A 25007-nucleotide genomic window follows, 5' to 3' on the forward strand; every position below is an offset into this window, starting at 1 on the left:
TACGAATGGAACTTCGAAATAAAAAATTAACCCACGACGAATTCATGACCGAGCGGCATCAGGTATTGCAGACCTGGCATACCGGCAAGGACGTTGAGCACTTCGAAGATGGCGTGAAGTACCAGCAAACCATTCCTGAGAAAAAACGCTTTTCTCACGCTCTGCTTAAGGCCGACCAGGAGGGTAAAACCCTGAGCCAGCCGCGCGCGGGCGTGGCGCTGATGGATGAACATATTGCGCTGCTCAAAACCCTGCAGGAAGAGTGCGATCTGCTGCCCAGCACCATCGATGCCTATACCCGCCTCAACCGTTACGAAGAAGCGGCGGTCGGCATACAGAAATCCATCGAGGCGGGAACCTCCAAACTGAATGGTTTGCCGGTGGTTAACCACGGCGTCGCCGCCTGCCGCCGGATGACCGAAGCGCTGGAAAAACCGGTCCAGGTACGTCACGGTACGCCAGACGCGCGCCTGCTGGCGGAAATCTCCATGGCCAGCGGCTTTACCAGCTACGAAGGCGGCGGTATCTCCTACAACATTCCCTACGCCAAGCGCGTCACCCTGGAGAAGTCGATTCGCGACTGGCAATACTGCGACCGCCTGATGGGCCTGTATGAAGAACACGGCATTCGTATTAACCGCGAACCGTTCGGCCCTCTGACCGGCACCCTGATCCCACCGTTTATGTCCCACGCGGTGGCCATTATCGAAGGTCTGCTGGCGCTGGAACAGGGCGTCAAGTCAATCACCGTCGGCTACGGCCAGGTCGGCAGCCTCACCCAGGACATCGCGGCGATTAAATCTCTTCGCGAACTCTCCCACGAATACTTTGGCAATTACGGATTCGACGATTATGAGCTGAGTACCGTCTTCCACCAGTGGATGGGCGGCTTTCCGGAAGATGAATCAAAAGCCTTTGCCATTATCTCCTGGGGCGCGGCGGTAGCCGGGATGTCCGGCGCCACCAAAGTGATCACCAAGAGCCCGCATGAAGCGTTCGGTATTCCCACCGCGGCGGCCAACGCGCAGGGGCTGAGGGCATCCCGCCAGATGCTCAATATGGTCAGCGATCAGAAGTTCCCGCCCTGCGCCGCGGTTGAGCAGGAAGTGGAGCTGATAAAAAGCGAGGTTCGCGCGGTGCTGAAGAAAGTGTTCGAGCTGGGCAACGGCGACATCGCCCGCGGTACGGTGCTGGCCTTTGAAGCGGGCGTCCTCGACGTGCCTTTTGCCCCCGCATCCTGCAACGCGGGCAAAATTTTGCCGGTTCGCGACAATGCCGGCGCCATTCGCGTGCTTGAAGCCGGCGCGGTTCCGCTGCCGAAGGACATCCTCGCCCTGCACCACGATTACGTCGCTGAACGTGCGCATTTTGAAGGACGCAAACCCTCATTCCAGATGGTTGTTGATGACATCAACGCGGTATCCCACAGTAAATTAATAGGAAGACCATAATGAAAATTAAACAGGCCCTTTTCACCGCTGGCTACTCTTCATTCTATTTTGACGATCAGCAGGCGATTAAAAACGGCGCGGGTCATGATGGGTTCATTTATACCGGTGCTCCGGTAACGCCAGGCTTCACCTCGGTACGCCAGGCGGGTGAATGCGTATCCGTCCAGCTGATTCTGGAAAACGGCGCGGTGGCGGTCGGTGACTGTGCCGCCGTACAGTACTCCGGCGCGGGAGGCCGCGACCCGCTGTTCCTGGCGGAGAACTTTATCCCGTTCCTCAACGATCATATCAAACCGCTGCTGGAGGGCCGCGATGTCGATACCTTCCTGCCGAACGCCCGCTTCTTCGACAAGCTGCGCATCGACGGTCATCTGCTGCATACCGCCGTCCGCTACGGTCTTTCCCAGGCGCTGCTCGACGCCACCGCGCTGGCCAGCGGCCGCCTGAAGGCGGAGGTGGTTTGCGACGAATGGCAGCTGCCCTGCATACCGGAAGCGATTCCGTTATTTGGTCAGAGCGGCGACGACCGCTACATCGCCGTGGACAAAATGATCCTCAAAGGCGTTGACGTCCTGCCGCATGCGCTGATTAACAACGTCGAAGAGAAGCTGGGTCTGAAAGGGGAAAAACTGCGTGAGTATGTCCGCTGGCTATCCGACCGCATCTTAAGCCTGCGCACCAGCCCCCGCTATCGCCCCACGCTGCATATCGACGTGTACGGCACCATCGGCCTGATTTTCGATATGGATCCGGTTCGCTGCGCCGACTATATCGCCAGCCTGGAGCAAGAGGCGCAGGGCCTGCCGCTCTACATAGAAGGCCCGGTGGATGCGGGTAATAAACCGGACCAGATCCGTATGCTCACGGCCATTACCAAAGAGCTGACCCGCCTCGGTTCCGGCGTAAAAATTGTCGCCGACGAGTGGTGTAACACCTACCAGGATATCGTTGACTTTACCGATGCCGGCAGCTGCCACATGGTGCAGATCAAAACTCCGGATCTCGGCGGCATTCATAACATCGTGGACGCGGTGCTGTACTGCAACAAACACGCGATGGAAGCCTATCAGGGCGGTACCTGTAACGAAACCGAGATCAGCGCCCGCACCTGCGTTCACGTCGCGCTGGCCGCGCGTCCGATGCGCATGCTGATCAAGCCGGGCATGGGCTTCGACGAAGGTCTTAACATCGTGTTTAACGAAATGAACCGCACCATCGCGCTGTTGCAGACTAAGGATTAAGAGATGGCTCGTACCTTTAAGATCTTATCGCCGACGGCAATCCTCGGCTATGGCTTCCCGGAAGAGAGCTTTCGTAAAGCTATGGAGGCATCGCCGGATCTGATTGCCGTTGACGCCGGTTCATCCGATCCCGGCCCCCACTATCTGGGGGCAGGCAAACCTTTTACCGACCGGGCCGGGGTGAAACGCGATCTGCGCTATATGATCGTCGCCGGGGTGAAGAACAACATTCCGGTGGTGATCGGCACCGCTGGAGGATCCGGCGCCGCGCCGCATCTGGAGTGGTGTCGGCAGATTATCCATGAGATTGCGCAGGAAGAAAAACTGTCGTTCTCCATGGCGCTGATCCCGTCTGATGTCGATAAAGCTATCGTTCATCAGGCGCTGGATAACGGCAAAATCACCGCCCTGGACTTTGTGCCTGAACTGACCCACGAGGCCATTGAAGAGAGTACCTATATCGTCGCCCAGATGGGGATCGAACCCTTTCAGCGGGCGCTCGCCGCCGGCGCCCAGGTGGTGCTTGGCGGCCGGGCGTACGATCCGGCCTGCTTCGCGGCGCTGCCGATTATGCAGGGCTTTGATGAGGGGCTCGCCCTGCACTGCGGCAAGATCCTCGAATGCGCGGCCATTGCCGCCACGCCAGGCTCCGGTTCCGACTGCGCCATGGGGATTATCGACGACAGCGGCTTTACGCTGAAAGCGTTTAATCCAAAGCGTAAGTTTACCGAAACCTCTGCGGCGGCGCATACGCTGTACGAGAAGTCCGATCCGTATTTCCTGCCCGGTCCGGGCGGCGTGCTGAACCTGAAAGGATGCACCTTCAAAGCCGTCAACGAAGGCGAGGTTTACGTCAGCGGTTCTCGTCATGAAGCGACGCCGTACGCGCTGAAGCTGGAAGGCGCGCGGCGGGTCGGCTTCCGCTGCCTGACCATTGCCGGAACGCGCGATCCGATCATGATTGCCGGAATCGATAATATTCTTGAAGAGGTACAGACCAGCGTCGCACGCAACCTCTCGCTGAACGATGACAGCATCCGCATGACCTTCCATCTGTATGGAAAGAACGGCGTGATGGGCAATCACGAACCGATGAAAACCGCCGGGCACGAACTGGGCATCCTGCTTGATGTCGTTGCGCCAACCCAGGATATCGCCAACAGCGTCTGTTCGCTGGTGCGCTCTACCCTGCTGCACTACGGCTATGAAAACCGCATTGCCACCGCGGGCAACCTCGCCTTCCCGTTCTCACCTTCCGATATTCAGAGCGGTCCGGTGTATGAGTTCTCAATCTATCACCTGATCGAAGCCAGCGACGCGCTGCGCTTTGACTTCCATATCGAACAGGTGACGCCAGAAGGAGTTCAGGCATGAAACAATCCCTATGCTCACTGGCGCAGGTGATCCGCTCCAAAAACGCCGGACCGTATGAACTGGTTTTAGATATTTTATTTAAAACCCGGGAAGATTATCAGCGGGTCAAACGTTCTGAGCAATTAACCCCGCAGCTTATTGCCGGCTTATATAACGTAAAGCCTGATTTTATTCATCGCATAATCTGGTTCGATCCGGCCAACGCGGTAAAAATCGTCATGCCGCGGGATATTATTTCCGGCAACGTCGGAGACAATGATGTTTATGGTGCTCAGCAGCATGCGCCGTTATTAAGTATTGAGTTCGACCTGTAATTTCTAAAATACAACAACATCCATTGGGGTACAGAATTTCGCTGTATCACTGTATTCCAGACAATTTATGCGGTTGGTCACCACAGGCGTACGTCTGCGCTGCTACCTGGCGCAGGCGTACGCCGCCCTACACCACTTCACCGACTAACCCTGTTCCGATGGAGTAAATATGAAAAAAATAAGTTTAACCAAAATGATCATATTAGGCCTGATACTCGGCATGATTGCCGGGGTGATCATTAATAATATGGCATCAGCAGATACAGCAAAATCCTATGCGCAGGATATTTCCATTTTTACCACTATATTTTTACGCCTGGTAAAAATGATTATCGCCCCGCTGGTAATATCAACGCTGGTGGTCGGCATTGCCAAAATGGGCGATGCGAAAACGCTCGGGCGCATATTCTCTAAAACCTTTTTCCTGTTTATTTGCGCCTCGCTGCTGTCGATTGCGCTGGGTCTGGTGATCGTCAATCTGTTCCAGCCAGGCGCGGGCATCAACTTTGTCCCCCACGATGCCGGAGCCGTGGCCGCCGTTCAGTCCGAGCCCTTCACCCTGAAAGTGTTTATCTCGCACGCGGTACCCACCAGCATCGTTGATGCGATGGCGCGCAACGAAATTCTGCAGATCGTGGTGTTCTCTATTTTCCTCGGCTGCAGCCTGGCGGCGATCGGCGAAAAAGCCGAGCCCATCGTGAAGGTGCTCGATTCGCTGGTGCACGTGATGCTGAAGCTCACAGGGTACGTCATGCTGTTCGCGCCGCTGACCGTTTTCGCCGCCATCTCCGGGCTGATTGCCGAGCGCGGTCTGGGCGTGATGGTCAGCGCCGGGATCTTTATGGGTGAATTCTATCTGACGCTGGGCATGCTGTGGGCAATCCTCATTGGCCTGTCGACGGTGATTGTCGGCCCATGTATCAGCCGTCTGACCAAAGCGATCTTCGAGCCCGCGCTGCTGGCCTTCACCACATCCAGCTCAGAAGCCGCCTTCCCAGGAACCCTCGATAAGCTGGAAAAATTCGGCGTCTCTTCCAAAATCGCCAGCTTCGTCCTGCCCATCGGTTACTCCTTTAACCTGGTCGGCTCCATGGCCTACTGCTCGTTCGCCACGGTGTTTATCGCCCAGGCCTGTAACGTCCACCTCAGCATGGGCGAGCAGATCACCATGCTGCTGATCCTGATGCTGACCTCCAAAGGGATGGCGGGCGTGCCGCGCGCCTCAATGGTGGTTATCGCCGCGACGCTGAACCAGTTCAACATTCCAGAAGCGGGCCTGATCCTGCTGATGGGCGTCGACCCGTTCCTCGATATGGGTCGCTCCGCCACCAACGTGATGAGTAACGCCATGGGCGCCGCCATCGTTGGCCGTTGGGAAGGCGAGCATTACGGAGAAGGCTGCCGCGGCACCGCCCCGGTCAAAAAACCGGAGCAGGAGCGCCCTGCCAGCGAAACGTCCGAAGTGGCGATGTCCTGACAGCAAAATGGCTATGAGCCCCAGGCCGGATACGTCCGGCCCGGTTCCCTCCAATCATCCCAACGGGACACACCATGAACGTGAAATTTCTTGGCACCTGCATCTTAACCGCCAGCTTACTGTTTAGCGCCGCCGCGCAGGCGCAAAGCGCGCCGGACTACGCCAGCATCATCGAGCAGGCGCATCAGAAATATAAGAGTAACCACGACGGTAAAGTCGCCGACTATATCCCTGCCCTGGCGAGCTATAGCCCGAATAATTTCGCCATTACGCTCGCGACGGTCGAAGGCAAAATTTACCAGACCGGCGACGTGACAAAAGCCTTTCCGATGGAATCATTAAGTAAAGTTTTCACCCTGGCGCTGGCGATGGAGCAGCGCGGGCCGCAGGAGGTGCTGGATAAACTCGGCGCGAACGCGACCGGCCTGCCCTTCAATTCCGGCTTAGCCGTGGAGCTCACGCAAGGCGCGCCGGAGAACCCGTTAGTCAACGCCGGCGCCTTGAGCACCGTGAGCCTGATTGCGGCGAAAGACAAAACCGACCGCTGGAACAACATTCTCAACAACCTCAACGCCTGGGCCGACAGCTCCCTGAGCGTTAACGAGCCGGTATTTCAATCCGAAATGGAGACCAATCAGCATAACCAGGCGCTGGCGATGCTGATGAATTCATACCGCAGCTTCTATGGCGACCCTCAGGAAGCCGTCGAAATCTACACCCGTCAGTGTTCGGTGGATATCACCGTTGAGCAGCTCGCCAAAATGGGGGCCGTACTCGCCAACAATGGCAAATCACCGTTCAACGGCAAGCAGCTGCTCACCGCCAGCTACGTCCCGCAGGTGCTGGCGGAAATGGCGATCGCCGGGCTGTACGACGGCAGCGGCAAATGGCTGTACACCGTCGGTATCCCGGCAAAATCCGGCGTTGGCGGCGGAATGGTCGCCGTCGTTCCCGGGCAATACGCTATCGCCGTCTACTCCCCTCCGCTGGATGCAGCCGGCAACAGCGTCCGCGCCCAGCAGACCATCGAGTACGTCGCGAATGCGACGCGGGCCAATCTCTTTTTAGCGAAATAGTGAGAAGTAAAATGTCGAAACCCTTTGTCTGGCAGGAACTTTTTGTTCAGAGCAACGATAATACCGAATATGAACTGCTAACGAATCAACATGTTAAGGTGACAGAGTTAGATGGAGAAGAGGTCATCAAGGTTGCGCCGGAAGCGTTAACATTGCTGGCTCAGCAGGCATTTTATGAGGCGTCGTTTTTCCTGCGCGCCGGGCACTTAAAGCAGATCGCCGGCATCCTGCACGACCCGCAGGCCAGCGGCAACGATAAATACGTTGCGCTACAGCTGCTGCGCAACGCCGAAGTCTCGGCAAAAGGTGTGCTGCCAAACTGCCAGGATACCGGGACCGCCACCATCGTCGCGAGCAAAGGCCAGAACGTCTGGACCGGCGGCAACGACGCGGAAGCTCTGAGTCAGGGCATCTACACCACCTTTCAGGAAAACAATTTACGCTATTCGCAAAATGCCCCCCTTGATATGTATACCGAGGTCAACACTGAGACCAACCTGCCCGCGCAGATTGATATCAGCGCGGTGCCGGGCAGCGAGTACCGCTTCCTTTTCGTCAATAAAGGCGGCGGCTCGGCGAACAAAGCCGCGCTATTTCAGGAAACAAAATCTATTCTGCAGCCGGAAAAACTCACCGCCTTCCTGATTGAAAAAATGAAGGCGCTGGGCACCGCCGCCTGCCCGCCGTACCACATCGCCTTTGTCGTGGGGGGCCTGTCGGCGGACCAGGCGTTGAAGGTGGCGAAGCTGGCTTCGACAAAATATTACGACAATCTGCCCACCAGCGGAAACGAACTGGGCCAGGCGTTTCGCGATACGTCGCTGGAAGCGGCGCTGCTCAAAGCCAGCCGCGAGTTCGGCATCGGCGCACAGTTTGGCGGCAAATACTTCGCCCACGACATTCGCGTGATTCGCCTGCCGCGGCACGGCGGCTCCTGCCCTATCGCAATGGCGCTTTCCTGCTCCGCCGACCGAAACATCAAAGCCAAAATCAACAAACACGGCATCTGGCTGGAGAAGCTGGAACATAACCCGGGCAAGTTTATCCCTGATTCTCAGCGCATAGAAAACGGGGCGCAGACCGTCCAGCTCGATCTGAACCGGCCGCTGCGCGACATCCTCCACGACCTGTCAGCCCTGCCCGTGGGCACCCGGCTATCGCTGAGCGGTCCGATTGTCGTCGCCCGCGACATCGCCCATGCCCAAATCAAAGCGCGTCTGGATAACGGCGAACCGATGCCGGAGTATATGCGCAAGCATATTGTCTACTACGCCGGCCCGGCGAAAACGCCGAATAATCTGGCCTGCGGCTCGCTGGGCCCCACCACCGGCGGACGCATGGATGGGTATGTTGACGCTTTCCAGGCGGCGGGCGGCAGTCTGATCATGCTTTCCAAAGGCAACCGCAGCCAGCAGGTGACCGAGGCCTGCCATAAACACGGCGGCTTTAATCTCGGCAGCATCGGCGGCGCGGCGGCCCTGCTGGCGCAGCAGTATGTTAAAAGTTTGCGCTGCCTGGAGTATCCGGAGCTGGGCATGGAAGCGGTATGGATGATGGAAGTCGAAAATCTGCCCGCGTTTGTGCTGGTTGACGACAAAGGCAACAACTTCTTTAGCCAGTTCGAGCAGCAGCACCGCTGCGCCACCTGTCCGGCAGGACACTAAGGAGCATTTATGCACGCGCGAGGCAATCCCGACCGCCATCGTCAGCGCCAGCAGAAGCTGAAAACGCAGGTTGCTACCCGCGTGGCGGCGGCAACGGAGCAAAAAGGCATTCTGATCGTCTTCACCGGCAACGGCAAAGGTAAATCCACCGCCGCCTTCGGTACGGCAACGCGCGCCGTCGGCCACGGTAAGCGCGTCGGTGTTGCCCAGTTCATTAAAGGTCAGTGGGATAATGGAGAGTACAACACGCTGCATCCGCTGGGCGTTGAGTTTCACATTATGGGCACCGGCTTTACCTGGGAAACGCAAAACCGGGAGGCAGATATCGAGGCGGCGTCGGCCGTATGGCAGGAGAGCAAGCGCATGCTGGCCGACCCGAGCTACGATCTGGTGGTGCTGGATGAACTTACCTATATGCTGGCGTATCACTATCTGGATACTCAGGAAGTGATCGCGGCGATAGAGAATCGTCCGCCGCGGCAGAACGTGATTGTCACCGGCCGCGGCTGCCACGCCCGGCTGCTGGAGCTTGCCGATACGGTTAGTGAGCTGCGTCCGGTGAAGCACGCCTTTGACAGCGGTATTCAGGCGCAGGTGGGAATCGACTGGTAGTTTTACCCGGCTCGCGCTGCGCTTAGCCGGGCTACGGGTTCACAGCGTTCTGCGGGCCAGTAGCCGGACAGATGCGCAGCATCGCCTCCGGGAAACTCAGCCACTCTGCGCCCGGCACCGCCGTCTGCGGTCCGGATAACGCGCCGTCAGGCTGCCGAGACCACCGATTTTTGCAGCAGCCACTCGCGGAATACCTGTAAATGCCGGGATTCCGCTTTATCCTCCTGCCACGTCATAATGAAGCGGTTGCCGGTGCGAATCGGCACATCGCAGGGGATCACCATCTCACCGCTATCCAGGTCATGCTGAATGGCAAAACGCGGCAGCAGCGCCACCCCCAGGTTCGAACGCACCGCCGCAATCAGCATTGAGAGCAGGTCAAAACGCGGACCGATGTTGATCTGCGGGCTGGTGATATTCGACAGCGCAAACCACTCCTGCCAGCCGTGAATTCGCGTGCTTTGATGCAGCAGCGGAAACTCGCCCAGCAGCTCCTCGACCGCCAGCTTCTGCCCGGGTTCGGACAGCAGCCCGCAGCCGCACACCGGCAGAATTTCCTCTTCGAACAGATACTCAACCTCCGCCCACGGCGAGCAAAAATCCTCGCGCATAATGGCGGCATCGTACTCGCGGCTAAGAAAATCGCCAATATTAGCCAGCGAATGAATATTAACGATAATGCCCGGATGTAATTTATTAAACTCGCGCAGGTTGGGGATCAGCCAGTGGGTGCTAAAGGTAGGATTGACGGCCAGCTCAAGCACCTGCACCGTCGGTTGCCATGTCATAATGGAGTTGGTATCACGTTCCAGTTTGTTAAGCGTTTCCTTAACGATAGTCAAATAATGCTTGCCAGCCGCATTTAAAAAAATCCTTTTTTTAGCATGATTAAATAATGACGTATGGAGGAAATCCTCCAGCGCCGTGACCTGTCGGAACACGGCGCTTTGTGTTAAAGCCAACTCTTCCGCTGCTCGAGTATAACTTTCGTGGCGAGCCACAACCTCAAAGGTCACCAGTAATTCAGTTTTGGGGATTTTTCCTCTCATAACGTCTTCCATTTACGGCGTGCAAAAAATTGTTTAATAGATAAAAAAAGCGCGCAAGGACATCAGATTAGCCCGGGTGTTATATTTTATTTTACCTTCAGATGTCATTGATCTATTCCATGATTAATGCACACTGTTATTGATCAAATAATAACCAATAATACCCAGGCACTACAATAAACACAATTTAAACAATGTGATTGTCATGCAAATAACAACAATAAGTTGTCAATATTTTTTCACATTAACTTGTTTATTTGCGAAGTCAGTCGATGAGACGGTGAAATTTAATTGCCCGCTGGTGAGCATAAATGAAAATTTTTCCGCGATCGGCCACACATTATGAGCGCTCCAGGAAAAATCTGTATTAACGATAAAACGGCGGCTAATCGACTTACCGTGAAGCGGCTGCCAGACGCCGATCGCGGAACGACTGCGGGCTGGTGCGATGAGCGGCGCGAAACACCCGACAAAAGTAGCTGGTTTGCGCAAACTGAAGCTTACGCGCTACGCTGTCTACCGAATATGACGGATCGCCAAGCAGTTCTCCGGCACGCTGCATTTTGCGCTGATTAACCCAGACTTTAAAATTCACCCCCTGGCGTTTTTTAAAAAAACGACTAAAATAATTTGCGCTTAAACAAACGTGAGCGGCGACGGCCTCTAAAGACAGCTCACCATATAAATTTTCATCAATATAGCGTAATGCCGACAGCAGTTTTATTTCATGGGACGATTTTTGCGAATAATAAAACTCTCTCTTATGCCACAACGGTTTCTCGTCCACTTCACTGTTTTCTGCAATCGCAGACATATTATTAACGATAAAATGCAGTAATCGTATCGCCGCCGCCCGATGCTGGTTGTCGGTCGCGTTATGATGGTCGCAAATAATATAACCGGATAATGTATTGTCCTGAATCAGCGGTAAGGCAAAGAAATTTAACCCACCATAGCCAGCAGGTAATCGATTGTCATTCGCCTCAATCACCGTGGTCTCCAGCCCGGTAGCCCGCGAAAAAAGCGCTGCCAGCGAGCTAAAGCTCTCCCATTGTTCATGCATTTTCTTTCGCACCACATTATTCCCCACCGCCTTTTGCAAGCACTTAATATGCAAAATAGCGCGGATAAAAAGGATGATGCCGGACGCAAAAAATAATCTCATTTGCGCAGATGAATATGATTAAACGGCATGAAATCGCGGGCGAAAACGGCGTAACGCCTGATGGCGCAGTGGCAGGCAAAAAAAAGGCCATCATCAGATGGCCAACCATGTCGAAATTGGACCAGCCCTTAACCATGCAGAACGTCAGGGCTGTTTTTTTACTTATTACTTAATTACGGTTTTCAGCGCTTCGCCGATATCGGCCAGGCTGCGAACGGTCTTCACGCCAGCGGCTTCCAGCGCGGCGAATTTCTCATCCGCCGTCCCTTTACCACCGGCAATGATGGCGCCCGCATGACCCATACGTTTGCCCTTCGGCGCGGTCACGCCGGCGATGTAGCCGACAACCGGTTTGGTCACGTGATCTTTGATGTAAGCGGCCGCTTCTTCTTCCGCGCTACCGCCGATCTCACCGATCATGACGATCGCTTCGGTCTGCGGATCTTCCTGGAACAGCTTCAGGATATCGATGAAGTTAGAGCCCGGGATCGGGTCGCCGCCGATGCCCACGCAGGTGGACTGGCCGAAGCCGTAATCAGTGGTCTGCTTAACCGCTTCATAGGTCAGGGTACCGGAACGGGAAACGATGCCCACTTTACCCGGCTTGTGAATGTGGCCCGGCATGATGCCGATTTTGCATTCGCCTGGGGTGATCACGCCCGGGCAGTTTGGCCCGATCATGCGCACGCCCGCTTCATCCAGCTTCACCTTCACGGTCAGCATATCCAGCGTCGGGATGCCTTCGGTGATGGTGATAATCAGCTTAATGCCTGCATCGATAGCTTCCAGGATTGAGTCTTTGCAGAACGGCGCCGGAACGTAGATAACGGATGCGGTTGCGCCGGTCGCTTCTACCGCTTCGCGCACGGTGTTGAACACCGGCAGGCCCAGATGGGTGGTGCCGCCTTTGCCCGGCGTTACGCCGCCAACCATTTGCGTACCGTAAGCGATGGCTTGTTCAGAGTGGAATGTACCCTGGCTACCGGTGAAGCCCTGGCAGATAACCTTGGTATCTTTATTAATTAAAACGGACATTATTTCCCCTCCACTGCGGCAACAACCTGCTGAGCTGCATCCGTCAGACTTTTCGCTGCAATAATATTCAGGCCGCTGTCAGCCAGTTTCTTCGCGCCCAGTTCGGCGTTGTTACCTTCCAGACGAACCACTACCGGGACGTTAACGCCCACTTCGGCTACCGCGCCGATGATGCCGTCGGCAATCAGATCGCAGCGTACGATACCGCCGAAAATGTTAACCAGAACCGCTTTTACGTTGTCGTCAGAGAGGATGATTTTAAACGCTTCGGTGACGCGCTCTTTGGTTGCGCCGCCGCCAACATCGAGGAAGTTAGCCGGTTCGCCGCCGTGCAGCTTAACGATGTCCATGGTGCCCATGGCCAGGCCCGCGCCGTTCACCATGCAGCCGATGTTGCCGTCCAGCGCGACGTAGTTCAGCTCCCACTGCGCCGCCTGAGCTTCGCGCGGGTCTTCCTGCGACTGGTCGCGCATTTCGCGCAGATCCGGCTGGCGGAACAGCGCGTTGCCGTCAGCGCCCAGTTTACCGTCGAGACAGATCAGGTCGCCCTGCTTAGTGATCACCAGCGGGTTGATTTCGATCAGCGCCAGGTCGCGCTCAAGGAAAATGGTCGCCAGGCCCATAAAGATTTTGGTGAACTGCTGAACCTGTTTACCTTCCAGACCCAGTTTGAACGCCAGTTCGCGGCCCTGGTAAGGCATCGGACCCGCCAGCGGATCGATGGCGATTTTGTGGATCAGGTGCGGGGTCTCTTCCGCTACTTTTTCGATTTCCACGCCGCCTTCGGTAGAGGCCATAAAGACCACGCGACGGGAGCTACGGTCAACAACCGCGCCCAGGTACAGCTCTTTATCAATATCGGTCGCCGCTTCAACAAGAATCTGGTTAACCGGCTGGCCGTTCGCATCTGTTTGATAGGTGACGAGGCGTTTGCCCAGCCAGTGTTCAGCAAATGCGCGAATGTCTTCTTTGCTCTTCACTACTTTCACACCGCCCGCTTTGCCGCGGCCACCAGCGTGAACCTGACATTTCACTACCCACGGACCCGCGCCGATTTTTGAAGCGGCTTCTTCTGCTTCACGCGGAGTAGTACAGGCATAACCCACCGGCGCCGGTAAGCCATAGCGGGCAAAGAGTTGTTTTGCCTGATATTCATGTAAGTTCATGTGTTCAGTCCATCCTTCAGGGAATAATTATAAACCTGTAGGCCTGATAACGGCGCTCGCGCGCTTTACCCGGCCTACGGTAGGTCATACTCTTGCTGACTACACGTCCAGCAGCAGACGAGTCGGGTCTTCCAGCAGCTCTTTAATCGCAACCAGGTAGCCAACCGACTCACGTCCGTCGATCAGACGATGGTCGTAGGAGAGCGCCAGGTACATCATCGGCAGAATTTCCACCTTACCATTCACCGCCATCGGACGATCTTTGATGGCATGCATACCCAGAATCGCGCTCTGCGGCGGGTTGATGATCGGCGTGGACATCAGAGAACCGAATACGCCGCCGTTGGTAATGGTGAAGTTACCGCCGGTCAGGTCGTCTACGGTCAGCTTGCCGTCGCGGCCTTTTACTGCCAGCTCTTTAATTTTCTTCTCGATATCCGCCATGCCCAGCAGATCGACGTCGCGCAGAACCGGGGTGACCAGGCCGCGAGGCGTGGAGACCGCCATGCTGACGTCGAAATAGTTGTGGTACACCACGTCGTCGCCATCGATAGAGGCGTTCACTTCCGGATAGCGTTTCAGCGCTTCCACGACCGCCTTCACGTAGAAGGACATGAAGCCCAGGCGGATACCGTGACGTTTTTCAAACGCGTCACCGTACTGCTTACGCAGATCCATAATCGGCTTCATGTTGACTTCGTTGAAGGTCGTCAGCATGGCGGTGGAGTTTTTCGCTTCCAGCAGACGCTCGGCAACGCGTTTGCGCAGACGGGTCATCGGCACGCGTTTTTCCGAGCGGTTGCCCAGCTGCGCCGCCGGAGCAGCAGCAGCGGGTGCAGCCGCCGGCGCTTCAGCTTTAGCCGGCGCGCTCGCCAGATGCTTCTCCACGTCTTCGCGGGTCAGGCGGCCGCCAACGCCGGTGCCTTTAATGGCCGCCGCGTCGAGGCTGTGTTCCGCCAGAAGACGGCGAATCGCCGGGCTCAGCGCATCGTTGTTTTGTTCTTCCAGAGAAGCCTGCTGGCGCTGGGCCGGCGTCGACTCTTTGGCATCGGCTTTCGCGCCGGACTCTTTGCCCGCGCTGTTGCCTTCACGCAGGCGGCCGAGGATCTGACGAGAGAGCACGGTGGCGCCTTCGTCTTCAATGACCGCGTCCAGAATGCCATCCGCTGAAGCCGGTACTTCCAGTACCACTTTGTCAGTTTCGATTTCTACCAGCACTTCGTCACGAACAACCGCATCGCCCGGTTTTTTATGCCAGGTGGCAACCGTTGCGTCAGCTACGGACTCAGGCAGGTCGGGAACCAGAATATCTACGCTACTCATTATGTATCCTTTAATTAATCGACGTTCAGCGCGTCATTGACCAGATCTTGTTGCTGTTTCTGGTGAACGGACAGGTATCCTACCGCCGGAGAGGCGGAGGCCGGGCGGCCTGCATAACGCAGAGAGGCCCCAAACGGAATCACTTCACGGAAGTGATGCTGGCTGCAGTACCACGCGCCCTGGTTGAGCGGTTCTTCCTGACACCAGACAAAATCATGCACGTGCGCATACGGTTTCAGCGCTTCCTGTACCGCCTGGTGCGGGAACGGGTAGAGCTGCTCTATGCGAACGATAGCGACATCTTTTTGCTCTTTCTTGCGGCGCTGTTCCAGCAGGTCGTAATAAACCTTACCAGAGCACAGCACAACACGCTTCACGGCTTTCGGGTCGAGATCGTCGATTTCACCGATTGCCGGCTGGAAGGTGCCGTTAGCCAGTTCGTCCATGCTCGATACCGCCAGCGGGTGACGCAGCAGCGATTTCGGCGACATCACGATCAGCGGGCGACGCATACCGCGCAGCGCCTGACGACGCAGCATATGGTAAACCTGCGCCGGCGTGGACGGTACGCAAACCTGCATGTTCTGCTCGGCGCAGAGCTGCAGATAGCGTTCCAGACGCGCGGAGGAGTGCTCCGGCCCCTGGCCTTCGTAGCCGTGCGGCAGTAGCATCACCAGACCGCACATACGGCCCCACTTCTGCTCGCCGGAGCTGATGAACTGGTCGATAACCACCTGCGCGCCGTTGGCGAAGTCGCCGAACTGCGCTTCCCAGATGGTCAGAGTACGCGGCTCTGCGGTGGCATAGCCGTATTCAAACGCCAGGACCGCTTCTTCTGACAGCACGGAGTCCCAGACTTTAAAATGGCCCTGACCGTTGTGGACGTGCTGCAGCGGCGTATAGGTTGAACCATTTTTCTGGTTATGGATCACCGCGTGGCGGTGGAAGAAGGTCCCGCGCCCGGAGTCTTCGCCGGACAGACGCACCGAAATACCTTCATCGACCAGCGTGGCGTAGGCGAGGTTTTCCGCGCCGCCCCAGTCGAACAGCTTCTCGCCGGCGGCCATTGCCTGACGATCGCCATAGATTTTCGCGACGCGCGACTGCATCTCAACGGCTTCCGGCACCGTACTGATGCGTTTCGCCAGCTCCTGCAGACGCTTAGGTTCAACTTTGTCCGGATAGCTCTCATCCCACTCGTGGTTGAGGTACGGGGACCAGGTAAAGGAGTGCATGTTCATCGGACGCCACTCCTGCACCACGCATTCGCCAGCATCCAGCGCGTCGCGGTAGAGGTTAACCTGCTCGGTAGCGTCTTCCAGCGTCGCGACCTTATCGGCTTCCAGCTTGTCAGCGTAGATTTTGCGCGGGGTCGGGTGCTTTTTGATTTTCTGATACATCAGCGGCTGGGTTGCGCTCGGCTCGTCGGCTTCGTTGTGGCCGTGACGGCGGTAGCAAACCAGGTCGATGAAGACATCGCGTTTGAAGGTATTACGGAAATCCAGCGCCAGGCGGGTCACGAAAGCGACCGCTTCCGGGTCATCGGCGTTGACGTGGAAAATCGGCGACTGCACCATCTTACCGATGTCGGTGCAGTACGGGGTAGAACGCGCATCCAGCGGGTTAGACGTGGTGAATCCCACCTGGTTGTTAATCACGATGCGTACGGTACCGCCCACTTCGTAACCGCGAGCTTTGGACATGTTCAGGGTTTCCTGAACCACGCCCTGGCCGGTGACCGCGGCGTCGCCGTGAATGGTGATCGGCAGAACTTTGTTGCTGCTCGGTTCGTCGAGACGATCGAGGCGAGCGCGTACGGAACCGATAACTACCGGGCTGACGATTTCCAGGTGCGACGGGTTAAACGCCAGCGCCAGGTGCACCAGGCCGCCTTCGGTTTCCATGTCCGACGAGAAGCCCATGTGGTACTTCACGTCACCGGTACCGAGGTGTTCTTTATGTTTACCGGCAAATTCGTCGAACAGGTCCTGCGGTTTTTTACCCAGCACGTTGACCAGTACGTTCAGACGACCGCGGTGCGCCATGCCCAGCACCACTTCGCGGGTACCGCTCTTACCCGCGTGGCGGATAATCTCTTTGAGCATTGGGATCAGCGCATCGCCGCCTTCCAGCGAGAAGCGTTTCGCGCCCGGGAATTTCGCCCCGAGGTAGCGTTCGAGGCCTTCCGCCGCGGTCAGCTCGCTCAGGAAGCGTTTTTTCTCTTCGGCGCTAAAGCTCGCTTTGCCTGCTACCGACTCGATACGCTGCTGGATCCAGCGTTTTTCTTCGGTAGAAGTAATGTGCATATATTCCGCGCCGATGGAGCCGCAATAGGTTTGCTTCAGGGCAGAGATCAGATCGCCCAGCTTCATCGTGTCTTTACCGATGGCAAAAGAACCTACGTTATAGATCTCCTGGAAATCGGCCTCGGTCAGATCGTGGTAAGCCGGATCGAGATCCGCCACTCTCTCTTGCTGCCACAGTCCCAGCGGATCGAGATTCGCATGCTGGTGACCACGGAAGCGGTATGCGTTGATGAGCTGCAGGACTTTAACCTGCTTCACATTGGTGTCAGGGTCGGAAATCGAAGAAGTGTAACGCGAGGCATCCTTCGCCAGGCGGCGGAAATAATCACGCGTTTTGGAATGAAATTGATCCGGTTTGACTCCGGTGCCAGGTAACTGCTGGAACATAGAACGCCAGTTGGCGTCAACAGAGTCAGGATCGGTTAAGAAGTCTTCATAGAGCTGTTCTATCCAGCTCTGGTTCGAACCAGAGAGGTAAGAAGAGTCCAGCCAGGCTTTCATTGCGCCGTTCTGCATCGTGATCCCTTAAGCATTTATATGCTTATTTCGCCGTAGAAACTACCACGCACAGAAGTTGTACGTGCCGGGGTTCACTTGTTGCGGATGAGTTGTGGTTTCGTCCGCTAAGGAACCTTTAAAAACTGCCATTAATCTTCGGCGTTCAGGCTGCGGTTGCGTTAGCTGCCTTCACTTACCCCGGTCACATAGTTCACTATGCTCCCGGGGATGCGTTCAGTTGCCGCCTTACCTCGCTCTGAACGCCTTGATTACTGGTACATATTTGGCGGTTTTTAAAGATTTCCTGCTATCCCCTTCATACTTCAAGTTACATGTGCGTTGGCTTTCCTCACTCACCCCAGTCACTTACTTGAGTAAGCTCCTGGGGATTCGCTGCGTCGCCGCGTGACTCGGCCTTCGGCCTCGCCCCTACGGGGCCAGCGCAAGCGCTGTTCAAAACGGCTAGCCGTTTTGTCCTGTAACTCGAATTATTTAGGGTATTCATTTCCCGGCGGCGCGAACGCTGCCGGGGCTACTGCTTTTGGTAGCCCGGATAAGCGCTAGCGCCATCCGGGGCAGACCGGGTTACTTACGCACTGCGCTGCAGCAGCATCGACTTAATATGGCCGATGGCGCGCGTCGGGTTCAGCCCCTTAGGACACACACTGACGCAGTTCATAATGCTGTGACAGCGGAATACGCTGAAAGCATCGCTCAGCCCTTCGAGGCGCTCGCTGGTTTCGGTATCGCGACTGTCGATCAGGAAGCGATACGCGGCCAGCAGGCCGGCCGGGCCGATAAACTTGTCCGGGTTCCACCAGAACGACGGGCAAGACGTTGAACAACATGCGCAGAGAATACACTCGTACAAACCATCGAGTTTCTCACGCTGCTCTGGCGACTGCAGATGCTCGCGAGCCGGAGGATTTTGCCCATTATTCAACAAGTAAGGCTTAATCTTCTCATATTGTGCATAGAATTGCCCCATGTCTACCACCAAATCACGGATAACCGGTAATCCTGGCAGCGGACGGATAACAATTTTCTTACCCGGCTGATTCAGCGCGGAGATCGGCGTGATGCACGCCAGACCATTTTTCCCGTTCATGTTCAGACCGTCGGAGCCACAAACCCCTTCACGGCAGGAGCGGCGGAACGACAGCGACGGGTCTTTCTCTTTCAGCTGGATTAACGCGTCCAGCAGCATCATGTCGCGACCCTCTTCCGCTTCCAGGGTGTAATCCTGCATGCGCGGAGCATCGTCTACGTCCGGGTTATAACGATAAACTGAAAACTCGAGTTTCATATTCCTGTCTCCGCATTAATAAGTACGAATCTTCGGCGGGAATGCCGGACGCAGCTTCGGTTCCATATTGACGCTACGACGCGTCATGGATTCCGACTCTGGCAGATACAGGGAATGGCACAGCCAGTTTTCATCATCACGATCCGGGAAGTCGAAGCGGCTATGCGCGCCGCGGCTTTCGGTACGATAGTTCGCAGACATCGCGGTGGCGTAAGCGGTTTCCATCAGGTTATCCAGCTCCAGGCACTCAACGCGCTGGGTGTTGAACTCGCTGGAAGTATCATCCAGGCGGGCGTTTTTCAGACGCTCGCGGATGGCTTTCAGCTGCTCAAGGCCCTTCGCCATTGCATCCCCTTCGCGGAAGACCGAGAAGTTATGCTGCATACACTCTTGCAGCGCTTTGCGGATTTCGACCGGGTCTTCACCATTCCGGTTGCCGTTCCAGCGGTTCAAACGTTCCAGAGAAGCGTCGATCTCTTCATCCGTCGCGTCGCGCAGTACGCCCTGCTCGGCGATAGACTCTTGCAGGTGCAGACCCACCGCGCGGCCAAAGACCACCAGGTCAAGCAGCGAGTTGCCGCCCAGACGGTTCGCGCCGTGTACCGATACGCAGGCGATTTCGCCTACCGCGAACAGTCCCGGAATAACCACATCTTCGCCCTGCTCGTTGACGGTCAGCGCCTGTCCGCTCACTTTGGTCGGAATACCGCCCATCATATAGTGGCAGGTTGGGATAACCGGAATCGGCTCTTTTACCGGGTCGACGTGGGCAAAGGTGCGGGAGAGCTCCAGGATACCCGGCAGGCGGGATTCCAGCACTTCTTTACCGAGGTGATCGAGCTTCAGCTTGGCGTGCGGGCCCCACGGACCATCGCAGCCGCGACCTTCACGGATTTCGATCATGATGGAACGCGCCACCACGTCGCGACCCGCCAGGTCTTTCGCATTCGGGGCATAACGTTCCATGAAACGTTCGCCGTGTTTGTTCAGCAGGTAGCCGCCTTCACCACGGCAGCCTTCTGTCACCAGAACGCCCGCCCCGGCGATACCGGTCGGGTGGAACTGCCACATTTCCATATCCTGCACCGGCACGCCAGCGCGGATCGCCATACCAACGCCGTCGCCGGTATTGATATGGGCATTGGTGGTGGACTGGTAGATACGACCGGCGCCGCCGGTAGCCAGCACGGTGGCGCGAGCCTTGAAGTAAACCACTTCACCGGTTTCGATACACAGGGCGGTACAACCAACCACCGCGCCATCGGCGTTTTTCACCAGATCCAGCGCGTACCACTCGGAGAAAATAGTGGTGTGATTTTTCAGGTTCTGCTGATAGAGAGTGTGCAGCAGCGCGTGACCGGTACGGTCAGCCGCCGCAGCGGTACGTGCCGCCTGCTCGCCGCCGAAGTTTTTCGACTGGCCGCCGAACGGACGCTGATAAATCGTGCCATTTTCGAGACGCGAGAACGGCAGACCCATATGATCCAGCTCCAGAATCGCTTCCGGGCCGGTTTTACACATGTATTCGATGGCGTCCTGATCGCCAATGTAGTCCGACCCCTTAACGGTGTCGTACATATGCCATTCCCAGTTATCTTCATGAGTATTACCGAGCGCAACGGTGATACCACCCTGCGCAGAAACGGTATGGGAACGGGTCGGAAAAACTTTAGAGAGCAGCGCACAGGTCTGGCCGCTCTGGGAAATCTGCAGCGCCGCGCGCATACCTGCGCCTCCGGCACCAATGACAACAGCATCAAATTCTCTGACAGGCAATTTCATTACACACCCCACACCACAACAAATCCATAAAGAACGTAAGCCACCAGCGCTACAACGATCAGCAGTTGCAGAATTAAGCGCACGGCCAGTGGTTTAACGTAGTCCGTTAATACCTGCCACATCCCGATCCAGGCGTGGATCAGAATGGAAACGAGAGCCAGCAGGGTGAAGACTTTAGTGAACGCGGAGGAGAAAAGGCCCGTCCAGACTTCCCATGAAATTTCACCGGTGGTGGCAAAGAAGCCAACCATATAGATGATGTAGAGGGTCAGAACGATAGCGGTAGCACGGACCAGAATAAAGTCATGTACGCCGTTGCGTCCTAGTGCTGAGGCGTTGCTTACCATACGAGGACTCCTGCGAGAAGTGAAAGCACGACAGTAATAACAAAAGAAATTTTGGCGGAGCGTGTCCCTACTTCGAGGGTTTCTTCAAGGTAGCCAAAATCCATCAGCAGGTGGCGAATACCGACCACCGCGTGATACGCCAGCGCGGTCAGGATGCCCCACATGATGAACTTCACAAAGAAGCTATCCATAATGGATGCCGCAGTGAGAAAACCTTCGGGAGAGGAAAGGCTGGTGCCCAGCAGCCAAAGCAGAATCCCGATCGCCACGAAGGTGATCACTCCGGATACGCGATGGAGAATGGACGCTATCGCCGTGATTGGGAACCGGATCGTTTGCAGATCCAGATTGACAGGTCTTTGTTTTTTCACATTTCTTACCATGAATAACGCCCACATGCTGTTCTTATTGTTTCCTTCCTCCGGTCTGCTTGCGGGTCAGACAGCGTCCTTATCTATAACTAAAAGTCATGTTAAAACGCCTTTCCAGGAGTTAAAGCGTGACAAAATAACGCTGGGTGGCTCGGGATTGCAGGGTGTTCCGGAGACCTGGCGGCAGTATAGGCCGTTCACAAAATCATTACAATTAACCTACATATAGTTTGTCGGGTTTTCTCCCGAACAGTGATCCATGTCACGATAACAACATATTTTTAATTTTTAATCATCTGATTTGACAAATATTAAACATTATTGTTACAACCATTACCAGATAAATGCAATAATACGCAAAAGTTATGGGGTCACTCTTTTACCTGAGAATAAGTTATGCAACAGTGAGAGAGTATTGACCGATGTAATCAGGACAGTTATTAGTGGTATATAGTTTTATAATATTCGGGCTGCTAAAACGCTGATTTGCTGTTGTTTCGTCGTAGGCTGAAGACGTACCATCAAGCGCCCTTGCTCTGTACCCTGCCCTTTTCGCGACGCAGAGCGATGTGCAACATAACAAACTGGTAATGTCATCTGCTACGGGCTGAATGCAAATCCACCACCCGGCAGCCTTAAGCAATAAAGGCGCTAAGGAGACCATAAATGTCTGATGCTAAAGCAAAAATCACCCTGGGTGGTGATACTGCTATCGAACTGGATGTGCTAAAGGGCACGCTCGGTCAGGATGTTATTGATATTCGTAGTCTTGGTTCAAAAGGCGTGTTTACTTTTGACCCTGGTTTTACCTCCACCGCATCCTGCGAATCTAAAATCACCTTTATCGACGGTGATGAAGGTATCCTGCTGCACCGCGGTTTCCCGATCGATCAGTTAGCAACCGACTCCAACTATCTGGAAGTATGCTACATCCTGCTGAACGGTGAGAAGCCGACCCAGGCCCAGTACGACGAATTCAAAACCATCGTTACCCGCCACACCATGATTCACGAACAGATTACCCGTCTGTTCCACGCGTTCCGCCGCGATTCTCACCCGATGGCCGTCATGTGCGGTATCACCGGTGCGCTGGCCGCGTTCTATCACGATTCGCTGGATGTGAATAACCCACGCCACCGCGATATCGCCGCATTCCGCCTGCTCTCCAAAATGCCGACGATGGCGGCAATGTGTTACAAGTACTCTATCGGCCAGCCTTTCGTTTATCCGCGCAACGACCTCTCCTACGCGGGTAACTTCCTGAATATGATGTTCTCCACGCCGTGTGAAAAATATGAAGTGAATCCAATTCTGGAACGCGCCATGGACCGTATCCTGATCCTGCACGCCGACCACGAACAGAACGCTTCAACGTCCACCGTACGTACCGCCGGCTCTTCCGGCGCGAACCCGTTTGCCTGCATCGCTGCGGGTATTGCCTCCCTGTGGGGACCGGCACACGGCGGCGCCAACGAAGCGGCGCTGAAGATGCTCGAAGAGATCAGCTCCGTTGAACACATTCCGGAATTCGTCCGTCGCGCGAAAGACAAAAACGACTCTTTCCGCCTGATGGGCTTTGGCCACCGCGTGTACAAAAACTACGACCCGCGCGCCACCGTGATGCGTGAGACCTGCCACGAAGTGCTGAAAGAGCTCGGTACCAAAGACGATCTGCTTGAAGTGGCCATGGAGCTTGAGCACATCGCGCTCAACGACCCGTACTTCATCGAGAAGAAACTCTACCCGAACGTCGATTTCTACTCCGGTATCATCCTCAAAGCGATGGGCATTCCGTCTTCTATGTTTACCGTTATCTTCGCGATGGCGCGTACCGTGGGCTGGATTGCGCACTGGAACGAAATGCACAGCGACGGCATGAAAATCGCCCGTCCGCGCCAGCTGTATACCGGCTACGAAAAGCGCGATTTCAAAAACGATATCGCCCGTTAAGAGGGCTATCGCAGCGACAAAAAACGCGCCTGAAGGCGCGTTTTTTTATTGCTGACATCCCGGGCACCAGTAAAACGGCCGCGACGATAGCATCGTTCTCTCGATTATTCCGCCGCAGCGCTCGCAGGTCTCCCCTTCGCGATGAAAAACCTTAAAGCGAAACAGCGCGCCGTGGTGCTTATTCTCGTCCACCAGACCGCGGGTGTTGTAGGACAATCGCGGGATCTCCAGCAGCGCATGCGCCAGCGCATCAAGCTGTTTTTCATCCAGTTCAGAGGCTTTATGCCGCCCGGTCAGCCCCACCTGCCAGAGGATCTCCACGCGCAGATAGTTGCCTAATCCGGCAAGAAACGCCTGATCCAGCAGCAGACCGGAGAACTGGCGGTTGCGGAATTTCGCCGACAGCAGCCGCGCTTTGACCTGTTCAACGTTAAGGCGCATATCGAGCACATCCGGCCCGACCCGCAGCAAAAACGGATGGCGGGCGAGCTGCTCGGGCGTCAGCATCTCAATATCAGAGGCGCTGTAGAGCAAAATCGCCCTGCGCGCGGTCTGCAGCCGAACGCGCAGAACGCGCGTCGTTTCAGGCTGCTCCCCCGCGTCCACCACTCGCCAGACGCCGTACAGCTGATTGTGGCTATACAGCGTTAGCCCGCCGGAGAAGTGGGTCAGCAGCGCCTTACCGCGAGTTTCAATGTGCGTCACTCGCTGGCCGACCAGCTGAGATTGGTAATGTTGTAACTGCGGGAAGGCGAACCACGCCCCGGTCAGGGGTTCGCCTTTAATCGCCGCTTCCAGGCTATCCGCCGCGCGGCGAATTTCCGGACCTTCCGGCATAATCTTGTCCTTGTGTTAATGCGTTGCCCCACCGCCGACTTTCACATCGCCATCCTGCTGCAGGGCAACGGCGATGGCCGTTTCCAGCGCGGCCTGCACCGTCTCTACCGCCATACTGGCTTCGCCGGGATGAGCCGCGGCCTGCTCCGGCAAATACGGAATATGGATAAACCCGCCCTTCGCGCCGCTGCGATGACGCAGGCTGTGCAGCAGGCCGTACATCACGTGATTACAGACAAACGTCCCCGCCGTCTGCGACACCGACGCCGGGATCCCCCGGCTGCGCAGGGCGGTGACGATCGCTTTGATCGGCAGCGTGCTGAAGTACGCCGCCGGCCCGCCGGCAGCGATCGGTACGTCGATCGGCTGCAGGCCTTTATTGTCCGGGATCCGCGCATCATCGACGTTGATCGCCACCCGTTCAACGGTGATGTCGACGCGACCGCCCGCCTGGCCAATCGCCAGGGTCAGGACGGGATCCAGCTCATCCAGCGCGGCGTTCAGCGCCGTCAGGGCGTCGCCAAAGACGCACGGCAGCTGCCGCGCCGCTACCGGCTGTCCGCCGATAATAGCGCCATCCAGCCGCTTTACCACTTCCCACGAAGGGTTAACCGATTCGCCGCCGAACGGCTCAAAACCGGTAATTAACACGCCAGCCATGAT

Annotated in this window: 21 protein-coding genes; 9 read left to right on the forward strand and 12 right to left on the reverse strand. The window is 56.2% G+C overall.

Features of this window, described 5'->3' with window-relative positions; all coding sequences use genetic code 11:
• The first annotated feature begins 5 nt into the window (after window positions 1-5).
• The 8 genes from ABLU88_RS20660 to cobO all read left to right on the forward strand — a co-directional run bounded on the left by ABLU88_RS20660 (window position 6) and on the right by cobO (window position 9209).
• On the forward strand, window positions 6-1451 hold the full coding sequence (locus tag ABLU88_RS20660) for a methylaspartate mutase subunit E (RefSeq protein WP_004848945.1): 1446 nt from the start codon (window positions 6-8) through the stop codon (window positions 1449-1451).
• Window positions 1451-2692, forward strand: coding sequence for a methylaspartate ammonia-lyase (locus ABLU88_RS20665; RefSeq protein WP_025108135.1), 1242 nt, complete (start codon window positions 1451-1453; stop codon window positions 2690-2692). Before ABLU88_RS20660 ends, ABLU88_RS20665 begins: the two co-directional genes overlap by 1 nt.
• A gap of 3 nt (window positions 2693-2695) precedes the next feature.
• Complete coding sequence (locus ABLU88_RS20670; RefSeq protein WP_014228452.1) at window positions 2696-4066, forward strand: acyclic terpene utilization AtuA family protein; 1371 nt, start codon at window positions 2696-2698, stop codon at window positions 4064-4066.
• Window positions 4063-4380 carry a DUF4387 domain-containing protein gene (locus ABLU88_RS20675; RefSeq protein WP_025108137.1) on the forward strand — a complete coding sequence of 106 codons (318 nt, stop codon included), beginning with the start codon at window positions 4063-4065 and terminating at the stop codon, window positions 4378-4380. The genes ABLU88_RS20670 and ABLU88_RS20675 overlap by 4 nt, the downstream gene beginning before the upstream one ends.
• A gap of 169 nt (window positions 4381-4549) precedes the next feature.
• Window positions 4550-5857, forward strand: coding sequence for a dicarboxylate/amino acid:cation symporter (locus tag ABLU88_RS20680; RefSeq protein ID WP_014228451.1), 1308 nt, complete (start codon window positions 4550-4552; stop codon window positions 5855-5857).
• Between the two features lie 74 nt (window positions 5858-5931).
• Window positions 5932-6933, forward strand: a complete 1002-nt coding sequence (gene glsA / locus ABLU88_RS20685; RefSeq protein WP_049080943.1) for a glutaminase A — start codon at window positions 5932-5934, stop codon at window positions 6931-6933.
• Window positions 6934-6944: 11 nt separating this feature from the next.
• The gene (locus tag ABLU88_RS20690) at window positions 6945-8597 is read left to right on the forward strand and encodes a class I fumarate hydratase (protein ID WP_025108138.1); all 1653 of its coding nucleotides are present in this window, start codon (window positions 6945-6947) and stop codon (window positions 8595-8597) included.
• A gap of 9 nt (window positions 8598-8606) precedes the next feature.
• Window positions 8607-9209, forward strand: coding sequence for a cob(I)yrinic acid a,c-diamide adenosyltransferase (gene cobO, locus ABLU88_RS20695; protein ID WP_014228448.1), 603 nt, complete (start codon window positions 8607-8609; stop codon window positions 9207-9209).
• 146 nt (window positions 9210-9355) lie between these two features.
• Here cobO and ABLU88_RS20700 read toward each other — a convergent pair whose 3' ends face one another.
• The 10 genes from ABLU88_RS20700 to sdhC form a co-directional block, all read right to left on the reverse strand.
• Entirely contained in the window at window positions 9356-10258 is a 903-nt protein-coding gene (locus ABLU88_RS20700) for a LysR family transcriptional regulator (RefSeq protein ID WP_004848928.1), read from the reverse strand.
• Window positions 10259-10652: 394 nt separating this feature from the next.
• Window positions 10653-11423, reverse strand: coding sequence for an AraC family transcriptional regulator (locus ABLU88_RS20705; protein WP_202019544.1), 771 nt, complete (start codon window positions 11421-11423; stop codon window positions 10653-10655).
• Window positions 11424-11588: 165 nt separating this feature from the next.
• Window positions 11589-12458 carry a succinate--CoA ligase subunit alpha gene (sucD, locus tag ABLU88_RS20710; protein ID WP_006685455.1) on the reverse strand — a complete coding sequence of 290 codons (870 nt, stop codon included), beginning with the start codon at window positions 12456-12458 and terminating at the stop codon, window positions 11589-11591.
• A complete protein-coding gene (gene sucC, locus ABLU88_RS20715) occupies window positions 12458-13624 on the reverse strand; it encodes an ADP-forming succinate--CoA ligase subunit beta (protein ID WP_004848923.1) in 1167 nt (388 codons plus the stop codon). Before sucC ends, sucD begins: the two co-directional genes overlap by 1 nt.
• A gap of 99 nt (window positions 13625-13723) precedes the next feature.
• Entirely contained in the window at window positions 13724-14947 is a 1224-nt protein-coding gene (gene odhB / locus ABLU88_RS20720) for a 2-oxoglutarate dehydrogenase complex dihydrolipoyllysine-residue succinyltransferase (RefSeq protein ID WP_004848921.1), read from the reverse strand.
• 14 nt (window positions 14948-14961) lie between these two features.
• A complete protein-coding gene (gene sucA / locus ABLU88_RS20725) occupies window positions 14962-17769 on the reverse strand; it encodes a 2-oxoglutarate dehydrogenase E1 component (protein ID WP_004130528.1) in 2808 nt (935 codons plus the stop codon).
• Window positions 17770-18340: 571 nt separating this feature from the next.
• Window positions 18341-19057 carry a succinate dehydrogenase iron-sulfur subunit SdhB gene (gene sdhB, locus ABLU88_RS20730; protein WP_004130526.1) on the reverse strand — a complete coding sequence of 239 codons (717 nt, stop codon included), beginning with the start codon at window positions 19055-19057 and terminating at the stop codon, window positions 18341-18343.
• Window positions 19058-19072: 15 nt separating this feature from the next.
• Window positions 19073-20839 (reverse strand): succinate dehydrogenase flavoprotein subunit, encoded by a 1767-nt coding sequence (gene sdhA / locus ABLU88_RS20735; protein ID WP_025106368.1) that lies wholly within the window; start codon window positions 20837-20839, stop codon window positions 19073-19075.
• Complete coding sequence (gene sdhD / locus ABLU88_RS20740; protein WP_348837807.1) at window positions 20839-21186, reverse strand: succinate dehydrogenase membrane anchor subunit; 348 nt, start codon at window positions 21184-21186, stop codon at window positions 20839-20841. Before sdhD ends, sdhA begins: the two co-directional genes overlap by 1 nt.
• Window positions 21180-21584 carry a succinate dehydrogenase cytochrome b556 subunit gene (gene sdhC / locus ABLU88_RS20745; protein WP_014837839.1) on the reverse strand — a complete coding sequence of 135 codons (405 nt, stop codon included), beginning with the start codon at window positions 21582-21584 and terminating at the stop codon, window positions 21180-21182. The genes sdhD and sdhC overlap by 7 nt, the downstream gene beginning before the upstream one ends.
• A 639-nt stretch (window positions 21585-22223) precedes the next feature.
• Between sdhC and gltA the strand changes: the two genes are divergently transcribed.
• On the forward strand, window positions 22224-23507 hold the full coding sequence (gltA, locus tag ABLU88_RS20750; protein ID WP_004100276.1) for a citrate synthase: 1284 nt from the start codon (window positions 22224-22226) through the stop codon (window positions 23505-23507).
• Between the two features lie 45 nt (window positions 23508-23552).
• Here gltA and nei read toward each other — a convergent pair whose 3' ends face one another.
• Together nei and pcp are read right to left on the reverse strand one after the other, a co-directional pair.
• Window positions 23553-24344, reverse strand: coding sequence for an endonuclease VIII (gene nei / locus ABLU88_RS20755; RefSeq protein ID WP_348837810.1), 792 nt, complete (start codon window positions 24342-24344; stop codon window positions 23553-23555).
• 15 nt (window positions 24345-24359) lie between these two features.
• Window positions 24360-25004: a pyroglutamyl-peptidase I gene (pcp, locus tag ABLU88_RS20760; RefSeq protein ID WP_116280181.1), complete on the reverse strand. Its 645-nt coding sequence runs from the start codon at window positions 25002-25004 to the stop codon at window positions 24360-24362.
• Window positions 25005-25007 lie beyond the last annotated feature (3 nt).

The organism is Klebsiella sp. GW_Kp182 (assembly GCF_040062275.1).
Lineage (GTDB): Bacteria > Pseudomonadota > Gammaproteobacteria > Enterobacterales > Enterobacteriaceae > Klebsiella > Klebsiella michiganensis.